Annotated in this window: 23 protein-coding genes, 1 tRNA gene and 1 pseudogene; 13 read left to right on the plus strand and 12 right to left on the minus strand. The window is 59.5% G+C overall.

Going from position 1 to position 26,346, the window contains the following annotated elements; all coding sequences use genetic code 11:
• Positions 1-67: 67 nt before the first annotated feature.
• The 3 genes from zapE to ABDX87_RS04640 form a co-directional block, all read right to left on the minus strand.
• A complete protein-coding gene (gene zapE, locus ABDX87_RS04630) occupies positions 68-1,189 on the minus strand; it encodes a cell division protein ZapE (RefSeq protein ID WP_346831821.1) in 1,122 nt (373 codons plus the stop codon).
• A gap of 9 nt (positions 1,190-1,198) precedes the next feature.
• A complete protein-coding gene (locus ABDX87_RS04635) occupies positions 1,199-2,407 on the minus strand; it encodes an MFS transporter (protein WP_346831822.1) in 1,209 nt (402 codons plus the stop codon).
• Between the two features lie 106 nt (positions 2,408-2,513).
• The gene (locus tag ABDX87_RS04640; protein ID WP_346831823.1) at positions 2,514-5,096 is read right to left on the minus strand and encodes a bifunctional diguanylate cyclase/phosphodiesterase; all 2,583 of its coding nucleotides are present in this window, start codon (positions 5,094-5,096) and stop codon (positions 2,514-2,516) included.
• 271 nt (positions 5,097-5,367) lie between these two features.
• Here ABDX87_RS04640 and ABDX87_RS04645 point away from each other — a divergent pair, with 271 nt between their 5' ends.
• The gene (locus ABDX87_RS04645; RefSeq protein WP_346831824.1) at positions 5,368-6,810 is read left to right on the plus strand and encodes a SulP family inorganic anion transporter; all 1,443 of its coding nucleotides are present in this window, start codon (positions 5,368-5,370) and stop codon (positions 6,808-6,810) included.
• A 61-nt stretch (positions 6,811-6,871) separates the two neighbouring features.
• Here the strand turns inward: ABDX87_RS04645 and ABDX87_RS04650 are convergent, their stop codons facing one another.
• The 3 genes from ABDX87_RS04650 to ABDX87_RS04660 all read right to left on the minus strand — a co-directional run bounded on the left by ABDX87_RS04650 (position 6,872) and on the right by ABDX87_RS04660 (position 9,288).
• Positions 6,872-7,546: an HAD family hydrolase gene (locus tag ABDX87_RS04650; RefSeq protein ID WP_346831825.1), complete on the minus strand. Its 675-nt coding sequence runs from the start codon at positions 7,544-7,546 to the stop codon at positions 6,872-6,874.
• 88 nt (positions 7,547-7,634) lie between these two features.
• Complete coding sequence (locus ABDX87_RS04655; RefSeq protein WP_346831826.1) at positions 7,635-7,826, minus strand: hypothetical protein; 192 nt, start codon at positions 7,824-7,826, stop codon at positions 7,635-7,637.
• 559 nt (positions 7,827-8,385) lie between these two features.
• Entirely contained in the window at positions 8,386-9,288 is a 903-nt protein-coding gene (locus tag ABDX87_RS04660) for a manganese catalase family protein (RefSeq protein WP_346831827.1), read from the minus strand.
• 406 nt (positions 9,289-9,694) lie between these two features.
• Here ABDX87_RS04660 and ABDX87_RS04665 point away from each other — a divergent pair, with 406 nt between their 5' ends.
• From ABDX87_RS04665 to ABDX87_RS04680, 4 genes are all read left to right on the plus strand, one after another.
• Entirely contained in the window at positions 9,695-10,210 is a 516-nt protein-coding gene (locus tag ABDX87_RS04665) for a DUF4142 domain-containing protein (RefSeq protein ID WP_346833702.1), read from the plus strand.
• 397 nt (positions 10,211-10,607) lie between these two features.
• A complete protein-coding gene (locus tag ABDX87_RS04670; protein ID WP_346831828.1) occupies positions 10,608-11,042 on the plus strand; it encodes a hypothetical protein in 435 nt (144 codons plus the stop codon).
• Entirely contained in the window at positions 11,039-12,523 is a 1,485-nt protein-coding gene (locus tag ABDX87_RS04675; protein ID WP_346831829.1) for an ATPase domain-containing protein, read from the plus strand. The genes ABDX87_RS04670 and ABDX87_RS04675 overlap by 4 nt, the downstream gene beginning before the upstream one ends.
• Positions 12,524-12,532: 9 nt before the next feature.
• Positions 12,533-13,564, plus strand: a complete 1,032-nt coding sequence (locus tag ABDX87_RS04680; protein WP_346831830.1) for a sensor histidine kinase — start codon at positions 12,533-12,535, stop codon at positions 13,562-13,564.
• A gap of 384 nt (positions 13,565-13,948) precedes the next feature.
• Here ABDX87_RS04680 and ABDX87_RS04685 read toward each other — a convergent pair whose 3' ends face one another.
• From ABDX87_RS04685 to ABDX87_RS04700, 4 genes are read right to left on the minus strand one after another with little or no spacing between them, the layout of a single operon-like run.
• The gene (locus ABDX87_RS04685) at positions 13,949-15,490 is read right to left on the minus strand and encodes an ArnT family glycosyltransferase (protein ID WP_431061209.1); all 1,542 of its coding nucleotides are present in this window, start codon (positions 15,488-15,490) and stop codon (positions 13,949-13,951) included.
• A gap of 2 nt (positions 15,491-15,492) precedes the next feature.
• Positions 15,493-15,786 (minus strand): lipid-A-disaccharide synthase N-terminal domain-containing protein, encoded by a 294-nt coding sequence (locus ABDX87_RS04690; RefSeq protein ID WP_346831832.1) that lies wholly within the window; start codon positions 15,784-15,786, stop codon positions 15,493-15,495.
• 1 nt (position 15,787) lies between these two features.
• On the minus strand, positions 15,788-16,531 hold the full coding sequence (locus ABDX87_RS04695; RefSeq protein WP_346831833.1) for a glycosyltransferase family 2 protein: 744 nt from the start codon (positions 16,529-16,531) through the stop codon (positions 15,788-15,790).
• Between the two features lie 34 nt (positions 16,532-16,565).
• Complete coding sequence (locus tag ABDX87_RS04700) at positions 16,566-17,564, minus strand: NAD-dependent epimerase/dehydratase family protein (RefSeq protein WP_346831834.1); 999 nt, start codon at positions 17,562-17,564, stop codon at positions 16,566-16,568.
• Positions 17,565-18,115: 551 nt separating this feature from the next.
• On the opposite strand from ABDX87_RS04700, the pseudogene ABDX87_RS29110 reads away from it, so the two are divergent.
• Together ABDX87_RS29110 and ABDX87_RS29115 are read left to right on the plus strand one after the other, a co-directional pair.
• Positions 18,116-19,006: pseudogene (locus ABDX87_RS29110) on the plus strand (cache domain-containing protein); the annotation flags it as partial.
• A 201-nt stretch (positions 19,007-19,207) separates the two neighbouring features.
• Positions 19,208-19,912, plus strand: a complete 705-nt coding sequence (locus ABDX87_RS29115) for a methyl-accepting chemotaxis protein (RefSeq protein ID WP_431061309.1) — start codon at positions 19,208-19,210, stop codon at positions 19,910-19,912.
• Positions 19,913-20,015: 103 nt separating this feature from the next.
• Here the strand turns inward: ABDX87_RS29115 and ABDX87_RS04710 are convergent, their stop codons facing one another.
• Together ABDX87_RS04710 and ABDX87_RS04715 are read right to left on the minus strand one after the other, a co-directional pair.
• The gene (locus ABDX87_RS04710) at positions 20,016-20,576 is read right to left on the minus strand and encodes a cysteine hydrolase family protein (protein ID WP_346831836.1); all 561 of its coding nucleotides are present in this window, start codon (positions 20,574-20,576) and stop codon (positions 20,016-20,018) included.
• A gap of 13 nt (positions 20,577-20,589) precedes the next feature.
• Positions 20,590-21,513: a LysR family transcriptional regulator gene (locus ABDX87_RS04715; protein ID WP_346833703.1), complete on the minus strand. Its 924-nt coding sequence runs from the start codon at positions 21,511-21,513 to the stop codon at positions 20,590-20,592.
• Positions 21,514-21,632: 119 nt separating this feature from the next.
• Here ABDX87_RS04715 and ABDX87_RS04720 point away from each other — a divergent pair, with 119 nt between their 5' ends.
• The 6 genes from ABDX87_RS04720 (at position 21,633) to ABDX87_RS04745 (ending at position 26,291) form a co-directional block, all read left to right on the plus strand.
• Positions 21,633-22,382 carry a 3-oxoacyl-ACP reductase family protein gene (locus ABDX87_RS04720; protein ID WP_346831837.1) on the plus strand — a complete coding sequence of 250 codons (750 nt, stop codon included), beginning with the start codon at positions 21,633-21,635 and terminating at the stop codon, positions 22,380-22,382.
• A gap of 163 nt (positions 22,383-22,545) precedes the next feature.
• A tRNA-Ser gene (locus ABDX87_RS04725) sits at positions 22,546-22,635 on the plus strand.
• Positions 22,636-23,063: 428 nt separating this feature from the next.
• Positions 23,064-23,558 (plus strand): helix-turn-helix domain-containing protein, encoded by a 495-nt coding sequence (locus ABDX87_RS04730; protein ID WP_346831838.1) that lies wholly within the window; start codon positions 23,064-23,066, stop codon positions 23,556-23,558.
• A 72-nt stretch (positions 23,559-23,630) separates the two neighbouring features.
• Entirely contained in the window at positions 23,631-24,062 is a 432-nt protein-coding gene (locus tag ABDX87_RS04735) for a DUF4124 domain-containing protein (RefSeq protein ID WP_346831839.1), read from the plus strand.
• 129 nt (positions 24,063-24,191) lie between these two features.
• On the plus strand, positions 24,192-24,590 hold the full coding sequence (locus tag ABDX87_RS04740; protein WP_346831840.1) for a YybH family protein: 399 nt from the start codon (positions 24,192-24,194) through the stop codon (positions 24,588-24,590).
• Between the two features lie 198 nt (positions 24,591-24,788).
• On the plus strand, positions 24,789-26,291 hold the full coding sequence (locus ABDX87_RS04745) for a purine-cytosine permease family protein (protein WP_346831841.1): 1,503 nt from the start codon (positions 24,789-24,791) through the stop codon (positions 26,289-26,291).
• Positions 26,292-26,346: the final 55 nt, after the last annotated feature.

The following is a 26,346-nucleotide window of genomic DNA, read 5'->3' on the forward strand; positions in this document are numbered from 1 at the left end:
GCATCTTTCGCGAATAAATTCGCTCCCACAGGTTTCCATCGCCTGAAGGTACATTGCATCGGTTGCCTTAGTGCCCAAACCGCGCCAGCTGCATTTCCTGCAACCGGCTCAGCGTCCGGCGAAAGGCAAAGGCCAGGTAACCCTCGGTGTACAGTTCCTGCATCGGCATGGCCGCCTCGACATACAGCGGCACCTTGCGGTCATAACACTCGTCCACCAAGGCAATGAACCGCCGCACGCCGTCATCGTAGGGCGACAACTGCGGCAGTTCACGGTCGCCCGCCACCACCTGCTCCACGCCGTCCTCGGTGCCGCGTGCGATGCGCCCTTCTCGCTGCGGCGCACTCAACGCCGGCACTTCGCTTAGCAACACCGCCTGGTAGCGGTCGCACAGCTCGATGAAGTCCATCGCCGCCAGAGGCTGCTCGCACAAATCGGCATATCGACACCAGACCACCGTCCTGCTGGCGCGCACCACCGGCACATGCCGCCGCCCCACGGGCACCGGCTGAATCGACACCGACTCGCCGCTGCTCAGCGTCTCGAAGACCTCGACCAAGGCGCTGGCGCCCTGCGCTTTCGTCACCCAATAACGCTGCTGCGCCTGCCCCGGGTGCAAGCGATGGTCTTCACCGCCGTCCACGGAGACCACAGTCATGTAGTGATTGATCGCGGTAATCGCGGGCACGAAACGATCGCGATTGTGCCCCGTCGCATAGAGCTGTTCCGGCAGTTGGTTCGACGTGCAGACCAGCACCACACCTTCTTCGAACATGGCCCTTAGCAAACCGCCCAGAATCACCGCATCGCCAATGTCATTGACGAACAGCTCGTCGAAACACAGCACGCGCACTTCCTGAGCGAGTTCCCGGGCGAGCACCTCCAGCGGCTTGGGCATGCCGGTCAACTGGAACAACCGCTGATGCACCCAACGCATGAAGTGATGAAAATGCTGGCGGCGCGCGGGAATCTGCAGGCTCTCGTAGAAACGGTCCATGAGCCAGGTCTTACCACGCCCGACCGGGCCCCACAGGTACACGCCCTTTACCGGCGCTTGAGACGTGCGATCACGCAGGGCCTGCCAGCACGCCTGAAGTCTCTGCGCCGCCTGGCGCTGGGCCTCATCCGGCTGAAAACCCTGCGTGTCGACCGCCTGTTGCCAGGCATCCAGAGGAGACAGAACACTCATCGCAAAACATCACCGCGTGCTGGAGGATTGATCGTGGCGTCTGGAGTAGGAAGCGCCCAGCAGGTAGAAACAGCCGCCGGCCACGATAAAGGCCGCCAGCATATAGAACATGAAGTGCGCTGACTGCGTCGCCAGCGCAAAACCGCACAGCACCGGCCCCAAAGCACCACCAAGGTTGGACAAGTTCTGCGCGCCGTAATACATGCCGCGCAGGTGCGTCGGCGCGATGCGGTCGATGAACATGTATTCAGCCGGGAACACGATGATTTCGCCAAGGGTGAAAATCGCCACCGCCAGCGACCAGTGCAGCACCGTGGTCGACAGCGCAAACCCGACCACGCCCATCAGAAACAGGCTGAAACCTGCCGTCAGCCACTGATTCAGGTACTGATGGCTGATGTGTTTGCCAACGAAATACTGCAGGCAGATGACCACCGTGGCGTTGACCGCCACCACCGAGCTGATGACCTGATACGTGAATTCCGGGGTGCTGGTGGTCACCAGGTACTGCGAGATATACGCCGTGAACTGCCCGAACACCACGGCGCTCAGCACGCCGCCTACGGTGAAGCACACCAGCCGATAGTCCTTGAGCAGAATTCGCCCGACCGCCAAAAACGATACCGGCGTGTTCGCAGGGTCCGCCGAGCTGAGCTTGCGGTCGCCGAAAATCGAATAAACCACGAAGAAACCCAGCCCCAGAAGCGCCGACATCATGAACGGCAGCTTCATGTTCCAGTGCGCCAGCCCCGCGCCAATGAACGGCCCCACCGCATAACCGATGTTGATCAGCGTGTAGCGCACCGAAAACACCTTGCTCTGCTCGGCCACCGGCAACAGCTTGCCAAACGCCGCCTTGACCACGATGTCGATCACTGAATAGGCGAAGTTGAAGGACACCAGAAACAGGAAGAACAGCCACAGCTTGTTTGTCACGCACATGCCGACGAAGCCGGTGACGAAGAACCCGGTGAAACACAGGATCAGCTTGTAGCTGGACAGTTTGTCGGTGAGGTAGCCGCCATACAGGCTCAGCAATGAGCCGACGATCAGCGCACTGCCTACGACCATGCCGATATCACTGATGCCCAGGACAAAGCTGGAGGAAAGGTAAATCACCAGATACGGCAGGGTGATCGCCCTGCCCAGCGTCAGAAACAGCGACGAGGACAACAGCAGATTGACTGAGGCAGGGTAATGTCTGAGGGCAGCGAGCATCCGTGTTCTGTCCTTAAAGGCGGCGGATTGGGCGAGCAAGAAGCGTCAAGCCAGGCATCGTTACATAATCTTGCCTGGCTGGACACCGAGAAAGCCCTCCCGGCGGTCAGCAATCGCTGTCGACCGGGCTCCCCATACCCAGCAGCGACGTGAAGTCGCGCATATTCAGGGGCTTGCTCAGGTAATAGCCCTGCCCTTCATCACAGGCCACCGCCTTGAGCAGCGCAAGATGCTCGGCGGTTTCGATGCCCTCGGCGGTGACCGTCAGCGAGAGCGCTCGCCCTAACCCGATGATGGCTTTGACAATCGACTGGTCATCCTCGCTTTCACCCAGCCGGGTGAGAAAACTGCGGTCGATCTTCAGCCCGTCAAACGGGAACGTGCGCAGGTAGCTCAACGACGAATACCCCGTGCCGAAGTCATCCATCGCAATACGGACCCCGAGACGCTTGAGTGATTGCATGACCTCCAGCGCGCCCGCAGCATCCTCCAGCATCACCCCTTCGGTGATCTCCAGTTCGACGCGCGACGGCGCCAGGCCGCTCGCCTCCAGAATCTTCTGGACCCGAAGCGCGACCTGACCGCGCTTGAACTCTGCCGGTGACAGGTTGATCGAGACAAACAGATGGGCTGGCCATGTGGCGGCCTGGTTGCAGGCGGTCGCAATGACCCAGTCACTGAGGGGAATGATCAGGCCCGTCTCTTCTGCAATCGGGATAAAGGTGTCGGGCGCGATCAGTCCCCGGACGGGATGCTGCCAGCGAACCAGTGCCTCGGCGCCCACCATGTGCCCATCGGAAATCCGGTACCGGGGCTGAAAATGCAGCCTCAGCTCGCCATGCTTGATGGCAAAGCGCAGATCACTTTCCAGTCGACGCCGCTCGATGATCCGCGCGTTCATGTCGCCCGCATAAAAACGCCAGGTGCTTCTGCCGCTGGCTTTGGCCTCATACAAGGCAATGTCGGCATAACGAAGCAGTTCGGCGGCTTCTCGAGCGTCAGTGGGTGCCATCGCGATACCGATGCTGGCACTGACGAACACTTCTTGCTCGTTGAGCAGGACGGGATGCTCGATGGACCCGATCAATCGCTGGCACAACGCTTCGACCTCTTCGGGGCCTTCGACATCGGTCAGGATCAGCACAAACTCGTCGCCGCCGACGCGCGCCACCAGGTCGCCGTGACGCACACAATCGGAAAGCCGTCGGGACACCTCGTTCAGCACCGTGTCACCCGCAGCGTGCCCCAGCAGGTCGTTGACCGGTTTGAACCGATCCAGGTCCAGGCTGAGCATGACCAGCGGATGCTGCACCGTCGGCGTCGCCTTGAGCTTGCCATCCAGGAACTCCTGGAGCCTGACCCGGTTTGGCAGTCCGGTCAGCGCATCGTGCTGCGAAAGAAACTCGATGCGTCGCCGCGCCTCGACTTCCTCAGTGACGTCCGTTGCGGTGCCGCGAAAGCCTCCGCCGATCATTTGCCGGGCGGACAAACGCGTGATCCGCGCTTGACCCAGGGCGTCTGCATAACGGCACTGGATACTGATCTCAGGCTTGCGATCCGGAATCGCCAGCCACTGTGAGACGGTCCCCATTTCAGTGCCCAGCAAATCATCCATGGAAGCACCGGCCCAACGGTCGCGCGACAGGCCGGTGACGGCTTCGAATCGCTCCGACAGGTAGGTGAAGCGTCCCTGGTCATCGATTTCCCATACCCAGTCGGAGCTGGCTTCGACGACATCCCGAAACCTGGCTTCACTGGTGGCCAGTGCAATCTGGCTGTGTTGTAAGGAGGCGTAACTGTCATCGAGCGATTTGGCGCTGGCAGTAGTACGACGCAAAATGACCCACGCCATCAGACAGACCAGCAGTGCGGCCACGCAGACCCAAGGCAGACCCAGCATCAATAAGCGCTCGCCTGGCTTGGGCGGTGTCCAGCTCAGGGCTCCGGCCTCGCCGTCTTGACCAAGCGCCAACGCCGACGCCTGACCCATCTCGTTCCCTGCGGCCACGTGGAGCGCGTCCACACCGTAGTCCCTGCCGAGCGCGGCGAGCTTGGTTTCACTCAGCAGCGTGACAAACAGCAGCACCGACGAGGTCCGGTCATCCGGTACGACGGTCGGATCGGTGCCTGGGGTTATCGCAGCGGCGGCCACCAGGGCGGGAACGCCATCGACCTTGATGAACGCCGTCGTCGGGGTCTCCTTCTCAGCGCCCTCACGAGCCTGCGCAAGGATCTGGCTCATCGACGGCCCCAGCCACCGTGCGGCATCGACAGTCGTCAGATTGCCCTCGATCACGGCATAAACGGTGGCATCGACGTCGTTGACGACAAACAGGCCTTCAAACCCGAAATCGCTGTACAGCGTCGGGCCGATGTTCTGGCGCACAAAGGCCCAGTCGGTGTCGACGTGCAGATGGAGGTTCTTATAGCTGTCGCCCCAAAAGGCGTAGTCCTTGATGGTCGCGCTCAGCGACTTCTCCAGCGAACTCACCGCCTTGTGCGTGTAGAACGCACTCTCAACTTCTTCAACACGGTCAAGATCCCGGGCCAGATAGGCGAGCATGCAGGCACCAAGCACAAAAACGCCGGTCAATAGCGCAACGAATTTGAAGAGTGACGCACGAGCCAGCGCCACACTGGAGCGATGGTTTTTCGGGTTCGAGGGGTCCGCAGGGGGAAGCGTTGGCATAGTCGTTCGCAAGGGCTCTTCACGGTCAGTCATGAACCTGTATCGACGGATGCACCAAAATGATGAGTTGCCACCGATCAGCTGCAATCGCCAAAGACAAGCAGCCAGCGGACACCATGGCGAGCAGCTTATGGAACGCGCAGCGACAGACACGCAGCGAATGACGCCAGGCGTTCTCACCTCGGCTGGCTTACGCTCGCAGCATTCCGTAACATTCCCCCTTTTTCGCCGACGCGGCCGTTCCGGCGCCGCTCCGTCATTCAGGTATTACATGAAACCCGCCCGCCTCCGCGCCGATGTCCTCGCCGGCCTCACCACGTCTTTCGCCCTGGTGCCCGAGTGCATCGCCTTCGCTCTGGTCGCCCACCTCAACCCGCTGATGGGCCTGTATGGCGCGTTCATCATCTGCACGCTGACCGCGCTGTTCGGTGGTCGGCCCGGCATGGTGTCGGGCGCCGCGGGATCGATGGCGGTGGTGATCGTCGCGCTGGTGGTGCAACACGGTGTGCAGTACTTGCTGGCAACGGTGTTGCTCGGCGGTCTGGTGATGATTGCGTTCGGCGTGCTGCGTCTGGGCAAACTGGTGCGCATGGTGCCGTACCCGGTGATGCTCGGCTTCGTCAACGGTCTGGCGATCGTGATCGCCATGGCCCAGCTTGAGCACTTCAAAAGCGGCGACACCTGGCTCAGCGGCACGCCGCTTTACCTGATGCTTGGACTGGTGGCATTGACCATGGGCGTCGTCTATACCCTGCCGCGCCTGACCCGTTCGGTCCCGCCCGCACTGGTCGCCATTCTGGGCGTCGGGCTGCTGGTGTACCTGTTCAACCTGCCAACCCGCACGCTGGGCGATATGGCGCACATCGCGGGCGGCCTGCCGGGGCTCGCGCTACCGGATGTGCCGTGGAACCTGGACACCCTTTACATCATTGCGCCCTATGCCGTGTTGATGGCGCTGGTCGGTCTGCTGGAAACCCTGCTGACGCTTAACCTCACCGATGAAATCACCGAAAGCCGTGGCTACCCGGACCGGGAGTGCGTGGCGTTGGGCGTTGCCAACATAGCGTCGGGGTTCTGCGGCGGCATGGGCGGTTGCGCTATGATCGGCCAGACCGTGATCAACCTCAGCTCGGGCGGTCGTGGACGTCTGTCAGGCATCGTGGCCGGGGTAATGATTCTGATGTTCGTGCTGTTTCTGTCGCCGCTGATCGAGCGGATTCCGCTCGCCGCGCTGGTCGGCGTGATGTTCGTGGTCGCTCAACAGACCTTCGCCTGGGCGTCGCTGCGCGTGCTGCGCAAAGTGCCGTTGAATGATGTGCTGGCGATCATCGCCGTGACCATCGTCACCGTGCTCACGGATCTGGCGACCGCGGTGCTGTTCGGCATTCTCATCGCAGCCCTCAACTTTGCCTGGCAACAAGCCCGCGAGCTGTACGCCGACAGCCATGTCGAAGCGGACGGCAGCAAGCTGTATCACCTGCACGGCACATTGTTCTTCGCCTCGGCCACGCCGTTTCTCGATCAGTTCGATCACCTCAACGATCCAGACCACGTCACCTTGGACTGCCGACACTTGCGCTTCGTCGATTACTCGGCCATTGCCGCCCTGAAGACCTTGCGCGAGCGCTATCAGAAAGCCGGCAAACACTTGCGGGTCGTGCACCTGTCCGAGCGCTGCAAAAAGCTGCTCAAGCGCGCGGGCGAGCATCACTGACCGCCAGCAGATAAGCAAGACTTGAGCAGCGTGGTGGTGTTCCTCGGGCCAGGTTGCCCGTTTATGGACGGGACGCGATCTCGTCCAGATGATTGAGCAGGTCCAGCGGATCCTCATAAACCCGCAGCGCCCCGGCCCGCTCCAGCTCGCTGATGTCATAGCCGCCCGAGAGCAGGCCGATGCCTGTGGCCTTGCAACGCCGGGCAGCGAGCATGTCCCAGATGGCGTCTCCGATCACCAGGCACTCCTCGATTGGCACCTCCATGCGCTGAGCAGCTGCCAGGAAAAGGTCCGGATCAGGCTTGCCGTACTTAACGTCGTCGCGCGTGATGAGGGCGACCTCCTCGAGTTTCAGCCCCAGCGCCTCGAGGTTGATTCTGGCGGTCTCGCTGCCTCCGCTGGTCGCGATACACCACTTCAAATCACCGCGATTGAGTGTTTCCAGCAGCTCGATTGCACCGGGCAGCGCAATGATCTGACCCTGAAGCTCGCGATAGGCTTCACTGTGTTTCTCGCTGAGTCGATCAGCCTGCTCGGCGGAGATGTCCATTCCCGTTTCCCGGGATAACGACTTGAGCATCAACCCGCCACTCATGCCGATTTTCCGGTGGATGCGCCACATCGCGAGCGGGATGCCTTCCGAGTCCAGCGCTTGCTTCCAGGCCGCGACATTCTGATAAACACTGTCGGTGAGGGTGCCATCCAGATCAAAAATGAAAGAAGTTCTCGGGCTCATTTTGGTGCTCCATTGCAGCTGCGCAGATCCCGCGAAGGGTAACGCTGCGCGTTTAAAACGGCAGGTAAAAAGGTCGGGCGATCAGCGATCAGGGCTTCTTCATCCGCTCGGCATCGGCGGGCCCGGGTTTGACGCGTGCCCCGCTTTCAGGCGACAGGTCTTCTCGACTCACGCGCTGGTCATCTGTCAATCCGGTCTCCGGCATCGCCTCCGATACCCTTTGTTTATCTGCCTTGTCCTGAACGCCTTGATTTTCAGGCCGGGGTGTTGAGTTCGTCATAGGTGCTACCTCGTCCCCTGAATGGGCACACAGTCGTTCGAGAACCGTTGCGCGGTTGCGTTCCAAGTTTCGGTCAGTCGTAGCCGTCACTGGTCGAATACCCGGATCAAGGTGTCGTCCAGCGCCCAGGCTCGCGGCGCACACTTGGCCGAGCAACCAGCATCGTTGCGCTGCACATCGACCGGGACAACGTTCACGCTGAGAATTACCCGAAGTCTAAAGACGGCGCAGCACGTTCAGACGCAGATTCAGCGGTGAAGAAGGTCAATCCTGGCGCAAAAAAAACCCGCACAGAGTACGGGCCAAACCTCAGTGGGCTACGAGCTACTGAGCAATCCTTTTTTTAAATCCTGAGTCAAATAACGCTGAATGCAGATCGCGTACAAGTGTTGCAGCGCTGGCGTCGAATGCCCGCGCACGTCGGCTGAATTTTCCCGCAATCAACGCATTGACCTGTGGAAGAGCGTCTGTCGAGTGTTTCGAGTGATGGTTCATGGCACATTCCCGAGCAGGTTAAAGAAGCGGCCGCAAGACCAGGGTCTGCGACCGTACAGGTTGTTTAACGCGCCGGATCGAGTTCCCTGTCCGCCGCTTGAGCGAGACCGGAACCCAAATCGGCACCGGTCATGGGATCCGAGGCCAGATCGGACTTCGTGCGCTCTTTGAGCATGGTCAGTGTCACTGAATCATCCTCGCTCAGTTCGATGGAGGCCGTGCCGTCACCTCCGTCCACTGCCGGGTGCGGATTCTCCACATACTCAAACTCGGCGTCGCTGTTCCACGGCCCACGTACGTTCGGATCGCCATTGGACATGCTGAAATAGGTCCGACTGAACTCCGGCATGCCCGGCAACTTGCCCTGAGGGAAGTTCGGCTGAATCGAATGCAGCGCTTTCTCGAACGACAACTGGTGAGCGATTTCGCGGGTCATCAGAAAGCCGAGGGCCTCTTTGATGCCTGGATCCGTGGTGACGTTGATGAGCCGCTCGTAGACGATTTTCGCCCGTGCCTCAGCCGCAATATTCGAACGGAAGTCAGCGGTAGGTTCACCGATGGTGTCGATGTACGCTGCCGTCCACGGGATACCCGCAGAATTCACCAGCGGCGCGCCACCCCCATACAGCAGCGAGGTAATGTGCGAGTCGTTACCGGCACCGTTGATATCGCGGTACAGCTCGCCTTCCTCCTGGACACCTTCTGCCAACTTCCCTTTGCCGCCTTTATTGAGCATGACGATGATCGAGCCAATGATCTCCAAATGGCTCAGCTCTTCCGTGGCGATGTCGAGAAGCAGATCCTTACGACCTGGATCCTCCTCGGCCAATGCCTGAGTGAAATAGCGGGTCGCGGCGGCGAGTTCGCCCTGGGCACCACCGAACTGCTCAAGGAGCAGGTTGGCAAGGCCAGGATTAGGCTCGGCAACACGGACGGTGTATTGCAGTCTTTTGTTGTGCAGAAACATGGTGGAACTCCCATATCAAGCTGAACGTCGCTGGCGACAACAATACTTGGCGCTATCGCACTCACGGTTTGAATTAAACGACTGGAGCAGTCATTTACTAGGAGGCGGCAGAGGATATGTAATTCATCTACTTGACAGGAAGCTCGACCAGCGGCGCTTTCAAATAAGTTTTAATACGCTGACAAAATAACGATCAATGGTCACCGTCGATGTTATCCACTCAAACGACACCGGTATGAATTCTTTTTCTACAGCATCTATCCAATCGCATTTGAACGTGGTTATCAGATGTATGGATTCATTTAACCGCACCCGCCCGTAAAGTTGGCTGAACGTTCCAGAATGACGCCGGGTCGAAAAGGTGCAAGGGCACTGGCGCCCTATTATGGATAAGAGGAAACACACAATGGCACACCTAATAAAAACTTCGACGTTCGCCTTGCTTGTCGCGCTTGCCAGTCAAGGTGCTTTCGCGGCGCAGGACAACGATGACTTTGTCGAGGACGCTTCTGCAAAAGGCGTCGCTGAGGTTGAAGCAGGCAAGCTTGCCCAGGAAAAAGGCAGCGCCAGCGACGTCAAGTCGTTTGCGGATATGATGGTCAAAGATCACACGGCGGCCAACAGCAAACTCAAGATGATTGCCGACAAGAAGAATCTGGAAGTCTCTGACAGCGCCGAGCTGGTCGACAAGGCAAAGGCGATGATCCTGGAACTGCGCAGTTCAAAATCCTTCGATCAGGCCTACGCAAACAACCAAGTCAAAGCGCATGAGGCGACCATCGCCCTGTTCGAGGAAGAAGCATCGAATGGAAAAGATGCCGATCTGAAAGCCTTTGCCGCAGAAACCCTTCCAAAGCTCAAGGAACACCTTGTGCATGCTCAGGCGTTGGCCAAGGCTCACGGCGGTGACGCTGCAAAATAAGTACGAACTATCGATGAAGGCAGGGCGACCTGCCTTCAATCGTTTCGTTTTTATCTCCCGATGAAATGCAGATATACATATTAGTTGCGCGCTTACAGGGTCTATTTAGCCTTCGCCGGTGACGCGGTCTGAACTGACGCTTAATTATTAAGTCCGCTTATGGATCCTCCCAGGCAAAACGGAGCCATAGAGATGAGCGCACTCACCTTAAGCGTGCGCACGACGTTAAGCTCAATACCCTTCCGATCCCGACGCCGTCATTGAAGCCTCGAAGTTGGGACACAACACTTCTGTCCGCGACGTCCAAAAACGACGTCGTTTATTCACGCACGTTTTACTCATCTGCCGCCCCGTCAGAACGTGTAGTATGCATAAACATCTATCAGAAATTACCCCCATGTTTGCTGAAAGCGAAGCAGGCCAAAGAATCGCGGTGGCTCTGGCGCACCGGGTTGACGGCATCGCGGACATTTCCAGGATCGCCGACGCGATCACCACAATGTTTGCGGATATAAATGCCGCCTTGACGCCCATTATCGGGCCCAAAGGCGTTGCTGCGCTGCACCGCAGGAATCTGCTGCTTTGTACCTCAACGCACCCGCAATTCGCGGAAGTTTTCAAGACGCTGGTCGATGCCATGGATCTGAGGGAGCTTAGATCGACGCTGATCAAGCTACAGAAGGACGAGGCCGTTTTCTTTAGTGAGCAATTGCTGAAAACGTTCTTCGAGCTGCTTGCCACTCTGATCGGACGATCCCTCGCTACACGACTGCTGCTTGACGTGTGGGGAAATTCTTTAAGCGGCACACCTCCGCAGGACACTTCACGATGAGTACCAAAGTCACAATCAATCGTCTGGCCACAGGCGTACCGGGTTTCGACGAAATTCTGGGTGGAGGTTTGCCGGAGTTTTCATTCAACCTGATTGCAGGCCCGCCGGGCTGCGGCAAGACAACCCTGGCTCATCAAATGATGTTCGCGCTCGCCACACCTGAGCGCCCTGCGATTTTCTTCACGGTGCTCGGTGAGCCTCCACTGAAGATGCTCCGCTACCAGCAGCAGTTCAGCTTTTTCGACGAGGACGCGGTTAACCGTTCGATTCGGTACGTCAACCTTGCCGACGATACCCTTGCCGGGGACCTGGACGAGGTGCTTCGCCGTATCGTGAGCGAGGTAGAAACGCACGCGCCGGCACTGGTGTTCGTCGACTCTTTCCGATCTGTCGTGCTTGCCAGTGAAACGGAATGCAACCCGAACAACAACCTGCCTCAGTTCGTTCAGCAACTGGGGATGTTGATGACCACCTGGCATGCGACGACCTTTCTGCTGGGCGAGTACTTCAACGAACTGGACAGCAACCCTATTTTCACGGTTGCGGACGGGCTGATCTGGCTCCGTCAGAGCGTGCAGCGCAACTCCATGGTGCGCAAAATGGAGATCATGAAGATGCGCGGACAGCCCACGCTGCCGGGGCTGCATACCTTTCGCATCGGAAACTCCGGCGTAACCGTTTATCCGCCTGCGCCTGTCGCGGTGCAGGCGTCCTCCGAGCAGTTGCACGTAAGCGCGCACCCACGCTTGAAGATGGGTATCCCTCGCCTGGACGAAATGCTTGGAGGGGGCCTGCCCAAAGGGTATTCCCTGCTCATTGCAGGCCCGTCAGGTTCGGGCAAGAGCCTGTTGGCTGCCGCCTTCCTGGAAGAAGGCGCACGCAACGGTGAGACAGGGGTCATGGCGGTCTTCGAACAGCGCTCCAACCACCTTCGAAATCCCAAGCTGGTGGAGCTGATCATCAGTGGCAAAGTCGGGATTGTCGACAGACGAGTTCCCGACCTGTCTATCGATGAAATCGTTCAGCAGTTGCTGAGTGAAATCCAGAGACTGAAGGCCTCTCGGGTAGTCATCGATTCCCTGTCAGGGTTTGAGCTCGCCGTGGCACCTGCTTTTCGCGAAGACTTTCGCGAGTCACTGTCACGCATGGTCGGCGCCCTGACCAGCACCGGCGTGACGGTATTGATGACCTCCGAACTCGAGGATCGCTACACGGATTTGCGATTCAGCCCGTATGGCACGGCGTTCTTGACGGACGCGATCATCGTCCAGCGGTACATCGAGGTAGACAGCCGGCTGCAACGCATCATGGCCGTGGTGAAAGTACGCGCCAGTGCCCATTCCGACGAACTTCGGCTGTACCGCATCGACGATAACGGTCTGCAGATCGGCGATCGGCTTTATAACCAGGAAGGATTGCTGGGGGGACGACCCACGCAGCACGGCGCAGGCGACATTCGCTCCTCAGAAGACATCTCATGAGCCACACTTGTGAGTGAGCACAATGACGGGGATAAGACCGAGCGTTCTCAAGAGACTCTCGGGCAATCCTCGCATGCCCCGCATAAGGACAGGGCGCTTGAGCATCTGGAATTCCTGCAGCGGGAACTGGCGGTAGCCAAAGCCTCTGCCGCCAGCGCGCTCCAGATGCAGCTTCTGGTAGAAGCCAATGAACAATTGGTGGTGGCTGCACTCTCGGCGCGAGAGCAACCTCCGACACCGAATCCCGCCGAGCTCTCCGAGCTGTATCACGCAATGCGTGAGGCCAATGAAAACCTGATCGTTTCCGCACTCCATGCTCAGAAGCTTCAGGCTCATGCCGAGCATGCGCTGCTTGAACAAAAAAATGCGCTGGCGAGCGTCGCCCATGAGATGCGCAATCCGCTGACGCCCATCAGCATGCTGGCCGAGCGCATACCGAGCATGCCCGCTGAGAAGATTCCCGAGATGTGCACTTTGATCGAAGGCCAGGTGCGGCATCTCGCACGCATGGTTGAAGACTTGCTGGACGTATCACGTTTGAGCACTGGCAAGCTGCGACTCAATCGTTCTCCCGTCGATATCCTGCTTATCCTCAACCGTGCAGTGGAGGCCTGTGCCACGCTGACGTCAGTCAAGCATCTGCAGGTCGAGACCGATATCCCGAAAACCTCACTCATGGTCGACGGCGACCCGATCCGGATCGCTCAGATATTTACGAACGTGATCACCAACGCCGCGAAATACACGCCCTGCGATGGCTGCATCAGGTTAGAGGTTTCTGTCGAGGCTGACGTCATGCACGTCGTCATATCGGATAACGGCATCGGTATCTCTGCCCAGGCCCTTCCGGTCATTTTCGATGCCTATTTTCAGGATGCGCAGGCCATTGGCTTCAATGGGTCCGGACTGGGAATCGGCTTGACTGTGGTTCGCGAACTCGTCGAGGCGCATGGGGGTAGCGTTCGCGTCAGTAGTGAAGGCGTGGGAAAAGGCAGCCAGTTCACCCTCACCTTTCCGCTGTTCAAGACCGAAGGCCACTAAGTCGATATGCATGGACGTTCAACAGTGGCTGAAAATCCGCAACCCGTTTGCTTCTGCAGGTGCAATGTGACCACGAACGAAGAACTTATCGCGTGGAACGCCCACTGGAGAATATCCAGGCAGACCATGCTGTGCAGAATCTGTGGGGCGGAGCAAGCCGAGACTGACCGGGCCGAAGGCTTCAGCCACTTACCGGGATGCGTTCAAGCCCATACCGGGCATTGTCCATGGGACGAGTTGGACCGGATCTGCAAGCCGTTCGAGCGCAAGCCGGGTCCCTAGCCCTATCCCATGACAACTCCAAAATCGCTAACGCCTTGGTGAAGACCGCAGGCTAAGGTACTGCGGCGTTCACAGAACAAACATCCGACTGCTCTTCACCCGTCAACGCGCAGCCACACCACTCACCCGCTGCCGAGCCCATTCAAACGCATACACCTTCTCCGGCGGCGGAGCCTGGCAAGTGCCGTTGTCTGCATCCGCCCCGACCAGATACCACTCGGCCCGCGACGTGTCGCCCACACTGCGGGCCTTCGCCGGGTCGTAGCAGCGCGCCATAGCGCCTGCGGGCACGAGGGCGTAGGCCTGTGGGTGGCTGCGCAACCAGACGACCGAATGCTCCAGCGGGTTTTTGTCCATGAAGCCAAAGTGCACGACGGGCTGCTGCGCGAACAGCCAGTGCCCTTCACGCCAACCCACCAGCACCACCTCCGCATTCCCGGTCAATTGCGCCACGTCCCGCATCATGGTTTCGTGAGGATTGATGCCTTCCTGACGAGGCTCGACGAAACCGCGCACGAACCAGGCGCACAACCACACTGCCGTGAGCGTGACAAACACCGTTCGGCCCCAAGGCCTGCGGTTGAACCAGCGACGCAGCATCCAGGGAATCAACGGCGCGACCGCCAGCACCAGCGCAGGCACCGCAGGAAAAACGTAGATCTTGCGCTTGCCGGTGCTCAGGCTGAAGAACACCAGCACCATCACCACCCAGCCGAGCAACACCAGGACCCGACCATCGTGCTTGAGCAACTGCTTGCGCCAGGCGGGCACCAGCCAAGGCAGCATGAAGATGATCGGTATCCAGTATTTGGGGATGACCTGGACGAAGAAATACCAGAACGGCTCGCGGTGGTCCCAAGCATTGGCGTAGCGGCCAGCCGTCTGCTTCAGCAGGATTTCCTGAGCGTACGCCAGGCTGTCGGCGCTGCCCTGCGACACGATCACGATCAACGGCAGCAGCCATATGGCAATCGCCGCCAACGCCACCAGCAACCCCAACCACCAGGCTTTGGCCTTGCCCGGCATTGGCACCACCCCGTGCCAGCCTTTGCGCACCCCATAGGCATAAGGGATCAACATCAACGCCGGCAAAAAGCCCACACCCTTGCTGATGATCCCCAGGCCCATGGCCGCGCAGGCGATGTAAAACCAGCCCCATGCCGGTCCCAGCAGCAAGTGCCGGCACATGCCGTAGATCCCGAGCATCATCCACAGCGCGAGAAAGCCGTCGATCTGTCCGGTCTGCAAGATGCTGTACGTCTGGTAGGTCGTGAGGAACAGCAGCGCCGTGATCACGCCGATACGCCGTCCCCACAGGCGCCGGCCCAGGTCATACAGGCAACCGGTGGACACCGCGCCCGCCAGCAGCGCCGGCAGATACAACGCGACTTTGGGCAGGTGGGTCAGTTGCACGCACAGCGCCACCGCCCACATGAACAGCGGCGGTTTGTCGGCGTAAATCTCACCCGCACGGTGCGGAATGAACCAGGAACCGTTCTGCAGCATTTCCAGCGCGACGCCCAGAAAGCGCTCTTCGTCGACGTTGAGCGGTTGGCGCCAGCCAAGACCGGCGCCCAGCAGCACCACCGCTAACCCCACACATGCCCAAAACTCCAACCGCGAAGAGGCCAATCGTATCCGCACGGTCAGTTTCCCTTGTCCGGTTCGGGAGATTGCTGGTCGCCATGTTTGGCAATCAGTTGCAGATTGCGCAGGTAGACGATGAACCCGAAGGACTGCCCGACGATGAACACCGGGTCTGCACGGTAAATCGCGTACGCCAGCAGCAAGGCACTGCCGATGATGCTCAAGTACCAGAACCCGACCGGGATCATGCTGCGTTTCTTGTATTCGCTGTACAGCCATTGCAGGACAAACCGCCCGGTGAACGCCAGCTGGCCGACGAAACCGACGGCCAGCCATAACGATTCTCTGCCCATCTCAGACCTCGGTTTCTTGTGCGGTGACGTCCAGACGGGTGCGCCTTATCAGCCACCACACGCCGAACAGATCGAGGATGCCCACAAGGGCCCGGTCCAGGTTGCCGTAATTCGACACCCCCGATCCGCGCTCGCGGTGATTGACCGGTTGCACCAGCATTCGGCCGTTGTGACGACGGATCAGCGCAGGGATGAAACGGTGCATGTGATCGAAGTACGGCAAGCGCAGAAACGCTTCGCGCTCGATCAGCTTGATGCCGCAGCCAGTGTCGGGCGTCTGGTCTTTAAGCAGGTTGCTGCGCAGCCTGTTGGCGAAGCGCGACGCCCAGCGTTTGCTCGCAGTGTCCTGACGGTTGACCCGATGGCCCGCCACCAGCTTCACGCCCCCGGGTTTACCTTCCGATCCCCGGACCAGATCCAGCATCTTTGGCAGGTCGGCAGGGTCGTTCTGACCATCACCGTCCAGCGTCGCCAGCCAGTGCCCGCGCGCCGCCTCGGCAGCGTGGTGAATCGAGGTGCTTTGGCCCAGCGAACGCGCATGACTCAGCACCCGTAACTGAGGGTATCCACTGGCCTGCAAGCTTCGTAATTCGGCAGCGGTGGCGTCGGTGCTGCCGTCGTCCACCACGATGACTTCAAAGGTCTCGTTGGCCAGCGCGGCGCGGACTTCTTCCAGCAACGGAATGAGGTTGCCGGCTTCATTTTTTGCCGGAATGAGCACCGATACATAAGGAGTTTCGGACATGAAGTTCCTGTCACAAGGCTGGGAAAATGAAGGGTTAAACGCGGTAGTAGCTGCAGTACCAGTCCACGAAGGACGGCACACCGGTCGACACCGTGACCTGAGGCCGGAAACCCGTTCGCGCTTCGAGCTCACGGGTGTCGGCCCAGGTGTTCAGGACGTCGCCCGGCTGCAGTGGCATGAAATGCTTGATGGCGCGGATGCCAAGGGTGTCTTCGAGGCACTCGACGAAGTCCAGCAGCTTCACGGGGGAGCCAAATCCGATGTTGTAGACCTTGTTCGGCGCGCCGTCTTCGCAGGTCGGCGGCAGCGGGATCAGGCGCACGAGGCCCTCGACGATGTCGTCGATATAAGTGAAGTCGCGAGACATGGCGCCATCGTTATAGATGTCGAGGGTGCGTCGTTTAAGAATGGCGTCCGTGAATTTGAACAGCGCCATGTCCGGTCGGCCCCACGGGCCATACACGGTAAAAAAACGAAGGCCGGTCGTGGGAATGCCATAGAGGTGAGCGTACGAATGGGCCATGAGCTCGTTGGCGCGTTTGGTGGCGGCATAGAACGACATCGGCCGCTCGACCGAGTCCGTCGTTGCATACGGCAGATGATCGTTCAACCCGTACACCGAGCTGCTTGAGGCATAGATCAGATGCGTCGGCACATGGGCGCGGCAAGCTTCCAGCACATTGAGAAAACCCACCAGGTTGCTTTGCGCGTAGGTGTCCGGGCTGTCGATGGAATAGCGCACGCCGGCCTGAGCGGCGAGGTGAACGACGTGGTCGAAGCGCTGTTCGGCAAACAACGCCAGCATCGCGGGCTTGTCGCCCAGATCGAGCAGCCTGAACTCGAAATTGGGCAGCGCCTTGAGCAGGGCCAGTCGAGCTTGCTTGAGTTCGACGCTGTAGTAACCGTTGAGGTTATCGATGCCGACCACGTCGTGGCCGTCCCTGCACAGCCGTCTGGCGGTATGAAAACCGATAAACCCCGCAGCCCCGGTGATGAGGATTTTCTTACGGTTACCCGGAACGCTCACATCCATAAGTTGCTCTGCTCGATGGCCAAGGCGTTTTTATCGCTGCAGAGGCTTATATCAATCGCAAGTGAAGCTTTTATGGGCAGTTGTTTACAGTTGTGTGAGCAACGACGGTGTCCGGTCCCGCGTCAGCCAAATGGCAACTTCGGGTGCAGTGTTTCCGGCCTTTTGCCAGATGGGTGCGCCCCCCTGAGAATAATCGATACAAAAATACTCATACTTTGTACACAACCAAAATCTGCAACAGCTTTGAAACAATCCGCCCAATGGTCGATGCCCTTCATCTATAAGGCTCTCAAGCGTGTCGGCGCTATACAAGCTGACCACTCGATCAGATTCGTGGCCCGGTTATTGCTCCAGGCGAGCTACCGGCACTGTTCCATCGTGGTTGTGCGCTTGTATTTGCGGAGTTTTCTATGCCTGTCTGGCGAAAAAGTATTCAGTGGCAACTGACACTGAGCATGGGCGCTGCGCTGGTGATCAGCAGCCTGATCGTCATTGCGATTTACGCCTTCGCACTGAATAAATTGACCGACCGTTACCTGCTCCAGCAAGCGATGCCGGCCAGTGTCGAGGCAATCCGTAACGACCTTGAACGTCTGCTGGCCGCCCCGCTGACCGCCGCCAGCGACATCGCCGACAACACGCTGGTGTCGGACTGGCTGGGCACAGGCGAAGACGCCGCGCAGCAACCCTCTTTCATTCGTTACCTGGCGAAAATCAAGGACCAGCACAACGCGCTGACCACGTTCATCGTCGCCAAGGACAGCGGTCACTACATCACCAATAAAGGGGCGGACCGCACGCTGCAACGCGGCCCCGCCGAGAACACCTGGTTCTACGGGTTTCTCGACAGCAACAAGCAACGCTCGCTGGACATCGACATCGATGCCACGACCAAGGTGCCGACGCTGTTTATTAACCAGCGTATCGAGCACAACGGCGCAGTAGTGGGCGTGGCGGGCCTGGGCTTCAGCATGAGTGCGCTGTCGCAGATGGTTCGCGATTTCCATTTCGGCAAGGAAGGCCAGGTGTATCTGGTCAGCGCGGACGGTAAGGTCAAAGTGCACCCGAATGCAGACTTCAATGACCGTGAAACGTTGACGCAACTGGTGGGCGATTCCGCCGCGCGGGCGCTGTTGAGTCAGACCGGCGACGGACAGGCGCTGGAATTCGAACGCCAGGGTCAGGCCTACGTGGCGGTCGCCAAACCCGTTGCATCGCTGGGCTGGACGCTGGTGAGCGAGGTTCCGCTGGCGGAAGTCTATGGCCCGGCCAAGGACGCCTTGACCACCATTTCGGCGATCAGCCTCGCCGTGGTGCTGTGTTTCCTGGGCTTTGTCGCCTGGATCGCCCGAGGCATCGTGCGGCCGATTCAACAGGTGACGAATGCGCTGGTCGACATCGGTGGCGGCCAGGGCGATCTCACCCGACGCCTTGATGACAGCCGTGCGAACGAGCTGGGCGACCTGGCGCGGGGCTTCAACCGGTTCATTGAAAGCCTGCGTCTGTTGATCGGCGACGTGCTGAAAACCAGCGAGCAATTGCGCCACAGCGTGGTGGACGTGGCGCGTGTGGTCGACAGCACGTCAAGCCGTGCGCTCAAGCAACAACAGATGACCGACATGGTCGCCACAGCGGTCCACGAGATGGGCCTGACCGTGCAGGAAATTGCCCGTAACGCGGGCGCCGCTGCCGACGTGTCGCGTAATACCCATCAGGAAGCGGTGTCGGCGAAGAAGGTGGTCGGCGAGTCCATCGGTCACATCCAGAGCATGTCCGACGGCGTCGGCACCGCAGCCGGTGCCGTGGAAAACCTGGCGACGCAGATCTCCACCATCGATCAGGTGCTCAGCGTGATTCGCAGCATCTCCGAGCAAACCAACCTGCTGGCGCTCAACGCAGCCATTGAAGCTGCGCGCGCGGGCGAGATGGGCCGCGGGTTCGCCGTGGTCGCCGATGAAGTGCGCACCCTTGCGGGCCGCACACAGAGCGCAACGTCGGAAATCCAGCAGATGATGGGGGAATTGAAGAGTGGCGCCGACCAAGCTGTCACCTCCATGCGCGCCGGGCAAGCGGCGACAGGCACCGGCGTGGAAGCCAGTCGCCGGACGGGCAACTCGCTGGATGCGATTGCCGGGCACGTCGAAGAGCTGACCGACCGCAACCACCAGGTCGCCGCCGCCACAGAAGAACAAAGCACCGTGACCGAAGAGATCAACCGTAACGTGCAAGGCATCGCCGACCTCGCGCAGTCCACCGCCAGCGATGTCAAAGCCTGCCGCGAAGACTGCCAGCGGTTGTCGGAAAAGGCCGAACATCTGGCGGCTCAGATGGCGCGGTTCAGGTTGTAATCGACCACCGCGCATCATGATCTGAACGCCTGACCTGTGGGAGTTAGCTTGCTGACGAATGCAGCCCAGACCACGCGTTCTCACAGGTATAGCGTTTGCGGCGTTAATTCAGGTCCGACAAAATGGTCTCAGTCGCCACCACCTGCGCGTATTCGCCGTGCAGGTTCGCCAGCGACATCCCGTGGATCTCTTCGGCGGTACGCGGATGACCAAAAAAATCCGCACCGTCAAAGGTGTAGCAGGCGTCGTGGGGCACGATCACCTCAAACCCCAGATTGCCGCCGGTGCGCGCCGTGGACTCCACGGAATTGTGGGTCACCACACCAACGATCACCACCTGATTGATCCCGTCCGCGCGCAACCAGCCTTCCAGTGCCGAATGACAGAACGCATCCGGCACCTGTTTGTGCAGCTCCCCTTCCCCGTCCCTCGGCAGAAACGCAGGCTGGAATTCGACCCCCGACTGCTTGGGCCAGAACACCGAATCCGGTTCGCGGGAAAAATGCCGGACGTGAATCACCGTCCGGTCGGTTCGGCGCCACGCCTCAAGCAGCGACAGCATCTGCCGCTCCGCATCAGGGTTGTTGCGGCGTCCCAGCTTGGGGTGGTTGATGCCTTGCTGCATGTCGATGATGACCAGCGCAGCCTTACGGTGGATATCCATGAAATCGCTCTCTTCACACGGCACTGAAATGTCTGGCCAGCTGCTGTTCGGCAAACTGCTCGATGATGAAATCGACAAACGCCCGGGTCTTCCCAGGCAGCATTTTGTGTTCACTGTAATAGATCGAGATGGTGCCATCCTCGACATACCAATCCGGCAACACCCGCTGCAACGCGCCGCTGCGTAAATAAGGCAGGGCAAACGGCATGCTCACCAGCGCGACACCCAAGCCTTGGGTCGCCGCCCGGCACGCCGCTTCGGAATCGCTCATGGTCATGCGCGCCTTCAAGCGCAACGGGCTTTGTTCCTGGCTGCGGTGAGTGAGCGGCCAGGCACGGATTCTGCCCGTCTGCGGCGAACGAATCAGGATGCCTTCGCACTCACTCAAATCGTCAGGATGCTCGAGCCGCGGATGCGTCGACAGCCACTGCGCAGACGCCACCAAGACGCGATGGGCCGGCGCCAGCTTGCGGGCAACGACACCTTGCGGCAGATCGAAACCGCCGCCAATCGCGGCGTCAAAGCCCTGCCCGATCAAGTCCACCTGCCGGTTATCGAAATGCCAGTCAGGCGTGATCGCCGGATAACGACGCAAAAACTCGCCCAGCAACGGCACCACGTATAGACAGCCGAATATCGTTCCCACGCTGACCTTCAGCGTGCCGGCCGGACTGCCTTCGGCGCTCGCCAGATTGGCGACGGCATTCTGGATGGTATTGAAGCTTGCGCGGACCTCTTCAAGAAATCGTTGCCCGGCTTCCGTCAGCGTCAGCCGACGCGTACTACGCTGGAACAGCCGCACGCCGAGCCGCCCTTCAAGCTTCGCGACGCTTTTGCCCACCGCCGCCGGGGTCAGGCTCAGACGCCGGGCCGCTTCAGCGAAGCTGCCGACCTCCGCGCTGCGCACGAAACACTCAATGCTGCTGAAGTTTTCCATCTCGATCATTCACAACTTCTGGTTTACACAGACTATAGCGATTACCGGCTACCGAGAACCTAATCCACACCAGATACTGAACCCATCCACTCACTGATCAACGGTTACAGGAGATCGACATGACTCACCCAACCAACCTCATCGGCAAAATCGTACTGGTCCAAGGCGGATCTCGCGGTATCGGCGCCGCCATCGTCAAACGTCTGGCCGAGCAAGGCGCCGCAGTGGCCTTCACCTTCGTCAGCTCCGAAGACAAGGCGCGCGCCCTGCAGGATCACATCACCTCTGCTGGCGGCAAAGCCCTGGCGATCAAGGCCGACAGCGCGAATGAGCAAGACATTCGCGGCGCCGTGGCCAAAACCGTGGAAGCCTTCGAAGGCCTCGACATACTGGTCAACAACGCAGGCGTATTGGCGGTCGCGCCGCTGGACGAGTTCACACTGGAAGATTTCGACCGGACTCTGGCCATCAACGTGCGCAGCGTCTTCATCGCCAGCCAGGAAGCGGCCCGCCATATGAAAGAAGGCGGTCGCATCATCAACATCGGCAGCACCAATGCTGACCGCATGCCCTTCGCCGGCGGCGGCGTCTATGCCATGAGCAAATCGGCACTGGTCGGCCTGACCAAAGGCCTGGCACGGGACCTCGGCCCTCGCGGCATCACCGTCAACAACGTACAACCCGGCCCGGTGGACACCGACATGAACCCGGCAGACAGTGATTTCGCCGAATCGCTGATGAGCCTGATGGCCGTCCCTCGCTACGGTAAAGCCGAAGAAATCGCTGCAATGGTTGCCTACCTCGCAGGCCCCGAAGCGGGCTACGTCACCGGTGCCAGCCTGACCATCGACGGCGGCTTCGGCGCCTGATCCAGACGCCCGAGCTCTCCCACCCCGCCCCGCGCTTCATAAAGAAGCCGGGGCTTCGTGCTTTTTGCTTAACCGCATGAAAATTCTGAAAAAAAGTTTTGCCTTCGAGAGAACTTTCGACTACATTAGCGCGCCTCGACAGACTGAACGTCTGAAGAGATACGGTGAAGTGTCCGAGTGGCTTAAGGAGCACGCCTGGAAAGTGTGTATACAGGAAACTGTATCGAGAGTTCGAATCTCTCCTTCACCGCCACATTCGATGTAAAAGAAACCCCTGAGATTCCTCGAGAATCCAGGGGTTTTTCTTTTTTGGTGATTGAGCCCTTGCCCACCGCCCGCACTGATCCAAACGAGGTGAAAGACCCTCTCGCGTGAACGCCGTTTTGCCCCCACCATTTGTGTGGGTCCACGCTTTTCCCCCATCCGTCCGGATGAACCACCCATCCGATACGGTGTATTTTTGGGGTAATCCCTCCGTCCGCACACTCATTCACCCGCAGAACATCGGAAAGCACGCCGTACTGTCAATTGACCAGCTAATGTTTATCCGTTGCTTTCCACTTTGGGAGTAACAAGTTAGTACGAGGCTAGCTCTACAAGATTACCCAGCCCGTATTCCGGCCCCCATTGCGCGCCCTATTAGAACGAAAACCAGGGCGTGGATCTCGCAGGAGTAGGTTGATGAACGGTATTGGCAAACGCCTGAAACAGGAAAGGAAACGCTTGAAGCTGACGCAAAGTGCCCTGGGCGCCATCGGGGGTGTAGAAGCCAACGCTCAAGGTCATTACGAAAGCGGACAGCGTCTGCCCAGAGCCGACTATCTCTTCCGTATCGCCGCGGCAGGCGTCGACATCAGTCGCGTGGTGACTGGCATCGATTCGCACAATCGAATGGAGGTGCCGGTTTTGCCCAACTTGCCAGCGGGGCATAACGGGTTCGGTGACGATGAACACGACAGCACGGAAAGTGTGGTGAAAATCATTGGGCAGCTCCGTCAAAGCCTGTGGGTCACCGCCAATGCGTTGTGCGAAGTCACCCGGTTGGTCGACTCCAGAGAGGTGCAGAAAAACGGCGATCATGTCGAGGACCATTTACGGGTTCTGCAGGGAGATGCTGACATGTTCGTTGCGCTGGCGTTGGCCAGAGTGCAGAAAGCGAATCACGAAACGCATTGAAGGCACCACCGCACCACTGACAGCACCCTCCCGCAGATGGTAGCCTTGCGCCATACAGGGAGGGTTCTTTCAATGAAACTGTTTGCAGGCACACTCGCCCTGCTCGCGCTGGGCGTGTGTGACGTCGCTACTGCGGAAGTGTTCAAGTGCATGACGCACGATGGCAGGGTCAGCTTTGCTTCAACGCCCTGCCCTACCTACGTGGGCGATGCCTTACCGCTGCGCCCTGCTCCCTCGCGTCTCTCCAGTGACTGGGAGGAACCTGACTTCCCGCATCGGGTAAACAAGAACGCCACTGAAATCCTGCAAGTAAGCCGCCGCAGGAAGATCATCATCACCAACGAAAAAGAAATCTCCGACCACATGCAGGCCATTCGGCCACCGCCTCCTGGTGTGCCGTCGACGTGTGTGGCGCCGGTGTACGACAGCGCGTGTTTCGACCCGTCCGGCGGCAAGGTTCGGCAACCGGTAAAGGGCAATCTGTTCCACTCGGGCGCTAACTAAAAGAGCACTCATAAAGCGGTGCTTACTTCTGGTTTTTCTGAACTGAATATTTATCGGGAAAGATGTTACCGAATCTGAGAGCTGCTTAAAGTCATGCCCCATCGCCAGAACCACAACAACGAGACGGCCATGACCTCCACCGCGCACCGCAAAGAACACGTTCAGCAAGCCGCCGATGCGCTGATCGCTGCATTCGCCAGCAACGACACCGACGCCTACTTCGCCGCCTTCAGCGAAGACGCCACCTTCCTGTTCTATACGCTCCCCACTCCGCTGCTCTCCCGCGCTGCCTACCGAGAGGTGTGGAACGGCTGGCAAGCCGATGGATTTGCAGTGATCGACTGCCGGTCGAGCAATGTCACGATCAGCCTGCAGGGCGACGTGGCGGTGTTCTTCCATGACGTCGCCACCCATGTTCGGTTCGGCACCGAAGAGAGCCACTTCCACGAGCGGGAAACCATTGTCTTCCGCCATGACGGCACTCGATGGCTGGCTTGTCACGAGCACTTGTCGACGCAACCGGATTAACCGGCACGGCGATCGGGCGAGCGCGCCGGTAGAGCGCGCCGCCTCAGCGTTCAATCACAACAAGCACAACGTTTCACCCGCTCTTACGGTCGGTTTGTCGACCACTGCCAATGCCACGGCCGGATACCCATCGGCCGACAATACGGGCCAGCACTCGTGCCAGCCTAATAACAACACGACAGCGCGCAGGAATACGTCATGTCTCAATCCACTACCCGTATCGAAACATTTGGGGTCGAACAGATTCCAGACGATCAACGCGATGCGTCCCCCATCGACCTGTTTCGCCTGACCTTCGGCGGGGCCAACACCTTTGCTACTGCCGTGCTCGGCAGCTTCCCGGTGCTGTTCGGCCTGTCGTTCCAGGCGGGCGTCTGGTCGATCATTCTGGGCATCGTGCTGGGCTCCGTCATCCTTGCGCCGATGGGGCTGTTCGGCGCACTCAACGGCACCAATAACGCGGTGTCTTCAGGGGCGCATTTCGGCGTGCATGGCCGGATCGTCGGCTCGTTTCTGTCGTTGCTGACCGCAGTGGCGTTTTTCTCGCTGTCCGTATGGAGTTCGGGCGATGCGTTGATCGGCGGTGCCAAGCGCATGGCCGGGCTGCCGGAGAACGACCTGACGCTGGCCGTCGCTTACGGTGTGTTCGCGGTGCTGGTACTGGTGGTGTGCATCTATGGCTTTCGCTTCATGTTGTGGGTCAACAAGATTGCGGTATTCGCCTCCAGCCTGCTGTTCCTGCTCGGCATCGTCGCCTTCAGCGGCAGCTTCGACGCGGGCTTTGCAGGCACCGTCAATCAAGGCAGCGAGGGCTTCTGGGCAGCGTTCATCGGCGCGGCCCTGCTGGCCATGAGTAACCCGGTTTCGTTCGGTGCTTTCCTCGGTGACTGGTCGCGCTACATCCCGCGCCACACGCCCAAAAAACGCATCATGGCCTCCGTGTTCCTGGCGCAGATCTGCACCCTGATCCCGTTCCTGTTCGGCCTTTGCACCGCCACCATTGTCGCCACTCAAGCACCGCAGTACATCACCGACAACAACTACGTCGGCGGCCTGCTGGCCGTGTCGCCGAGCTGGTTCTTCTTGCCGGTGTGCCTGATCGCAATCATCGGCGGCATGTCCACCGGCACCACCTCGCTCTATGGCACGGGTCTGGATATGTCGAGCATGTTCCCGCGTCTGCTCAATCGCGCCCAGGCGACGATTCTGATCGGCATCGCCGCCATCGCCTTCATCTTCGTCGGCCGTTTCGCCTTCAATCTGGTGCAAAGCGTGTCGACTTTCGCGGTGTTGATCGTCACCTGCACCTCGCCCTGGATCGTGATCATGGTGCTGGGCCTGATCATTCGTCGTGGTTTCTACCATCCGGCCGATTTGCAGGTGTTCACGCGCGGTCAGAGCGGCGGTCACTACTGGTTCGAAAAGGGCTGGAACTGGCGCGGTCTGGGCGCGTGGATCCCGAGCGCCGCCGTGGGGCTGTGCTTCGTCAACCTGCCAGGGCAATTCGTCGGTCCGCTGGGCAACCTCGCAGGCGGTATCGACATCAGCCTGCCGATCACCCTGGGGCTGGCGGCATTGCTTTACATCACGCTGCTGCGCACGTTCCCGGAGCCAGTGGGCGTCTACGGCGACCACCAGCCGCATCCGCTGCTGGGTGACAATGCTCACCGCAACGTGAAAAAGCCGATGGCCATCGGTTGAGTCAACCTGCGCTATCGATAAGGGCTCACCACAGGTGGGCCCTTTTCATTTGCAG

The sequence above is a fragment of the Pseudomonas abietaniphila genome (assembly GCF_039697315.1).
Lineage (GTDB): Bacteria > Pseudomonadota > Gammaproteobacteria > Pseudomonadales > Pseudomonadaceae > Aquipseudomonas > Aquipseudomonas abietaniphila_B.

Excerpts from the sequence above, each read along its gene's own strand:
- zapE (WP_346831821.1), bottom strand. The coding sequence starts at position 1,189 with ATGAGTGTTCTGTCTCCTCTGGATGCCTGGCAACAGGCGGTCGACACG.
- ABDX87_RS04635 (WP_346831822.1), bottom strand. The coding sequence starts at position 2,407 with ATGCTCGCTGCCCTCAGACATTACCCTGCCTCAGTCAATCTGCTGTTG.
- ABDX87_RS04640 (WP_346831823.1), bottom strand. The coding sequence starts at position 5,096 with ATGCCAACGCTTCCCCCTGCGGACCCCTCGAACCCGAAAAACCATCGC.
- ABDX87_RS04645 (WP_346831824.1), top strand. The coding sequence starts at position 5,368 with ATGAAACCCGCCCGCCTCCGCGCCGATGTCCTCGCCGGCCTCACCACG.
- ABDX87_RS04650 (WP_346831825.1), bottom strand. The coding sequence starts at position 7,546 with ATGAGCCCGAGAACTTCTTTCATTTTTGATCTGGATGGCACCCTCACC.
- ABDX87_RS04655 (WP_346831826.1), bottom strand. The coding sequence starts at position 7,826 with ATGACGAACTCAACACCCCGGCCTGAAAATCAAGGCGTTCAGGACAAG.
- ABDX87_RS04660 (WP_346831827.1), bottom strand. The coding sequence starts at position 9,288 with ATGTTTCTGCACAACAAAAGACTGCAATACACCGTCCGTGTTGCCGAG.
- ABDX87_RS04665 (WP_346833702.1), top strand. The coding sequence starts at position 9,695 with ATGGCACACCTAATAAAAACTTCGACGTTCGCCTTGCTTGTCGCGCTT.
- ABDX87_RS04670 (WP_346831828.1), top strand. The coding sequence starts at position 10,608 with ATGTTTGCTGAAAGCGAAGCAGGCCAAAGAATCGCGGTGGCTCTGGCG.
- ABDX87_RS04675 (WP_346831829.1), top strand. The coding sequence starts at position 11,039 with ATGAGTACCAAAGTCACAATCAATCGTCTGGCCACAGGCGTACCGGGT.
- ABDX87_RS04690 (WP_346831832.1), bottom strand. The coding sequence starts at position 15,786 with ATGGGCAGAGAATCGTTATGGCTGGCCGTCGGTTTCGTCGGCCAGCTG.
- ABDX87_RS04695 (WP_346831833.1), bottom strand. The coding sequence starts at position 16,531 with ATGTCCGAAACTCCTTATGTATCGGTGCTCATTCCGGCAAAAAATGAA.
- ABDX87_RS04700 (WP_346831834.1), bottom strand. The coding sequence starts at position 17,564 with ATGGATGTGAGCGTTCCGGGTAACCGTAAGAAAATCCTCATCACCGGG.
- ABDX87_RS29115 (WP_431061309.1), top strand. The coding sequence starts at position 19,208 with ATGGGCCTGACCGTGCAGGAAATTGCCCGTAACGCGGGCGCCGCTGCC.
- ABDX87_RS04710 (WP_346831836.1), bottom strand. The coding sequence starts at position 20,576 with ATGGATATCCACCGTAAGGCTGCGCTGGTCATCATCGACATGCAGCAA.
- ABDX87_RS04715 (WP_346833703.1), bottom strand. The coding sequence starts at position 21,513 with ATGGAAAACTTCAGCAGCATTGAGTGTTTCGTGCGCAGCGCGGAGGTC.
- ABDX87_RS04720 (WP_346831837.1), top strand. The coding sequence starts at position 21,633 with ATGACTCACCCAACCAACCTCATCGGCAAAATCGTACTGGTCCAAGGC.
- ABDX87_RS04730 (WP_346831838.1), top strand. The coding sequence starts at position 23,064 with ATGAACGGTATTGGCAAACGCCTGAAACAGGAAAGGAAACGCTTGAAG.
- ABDX87_RS04735 (WP_346831839.1), top strand. The coding sequence starts at position 23,631 with ATGAAACTGTTTGCAGGCACACTCGCCCTGCTCGCGCTGGGCGTGTGT.
- ABDX87_RS04740 (WP_346831840.1), top strand. The coding sequence starts at position 24,192 with ATGACCTCCACCGCGCACCGCAAAGAACACGTTCAGCAAGCCGCCGAT.
- ABDX87_RS04745 (WP_346831841.1), top strand. The coding sequence starts at position 24,789 with ATGTCTCAATCCACTACCCGTATCGAAACATTTGGGGTCGAACAGATT.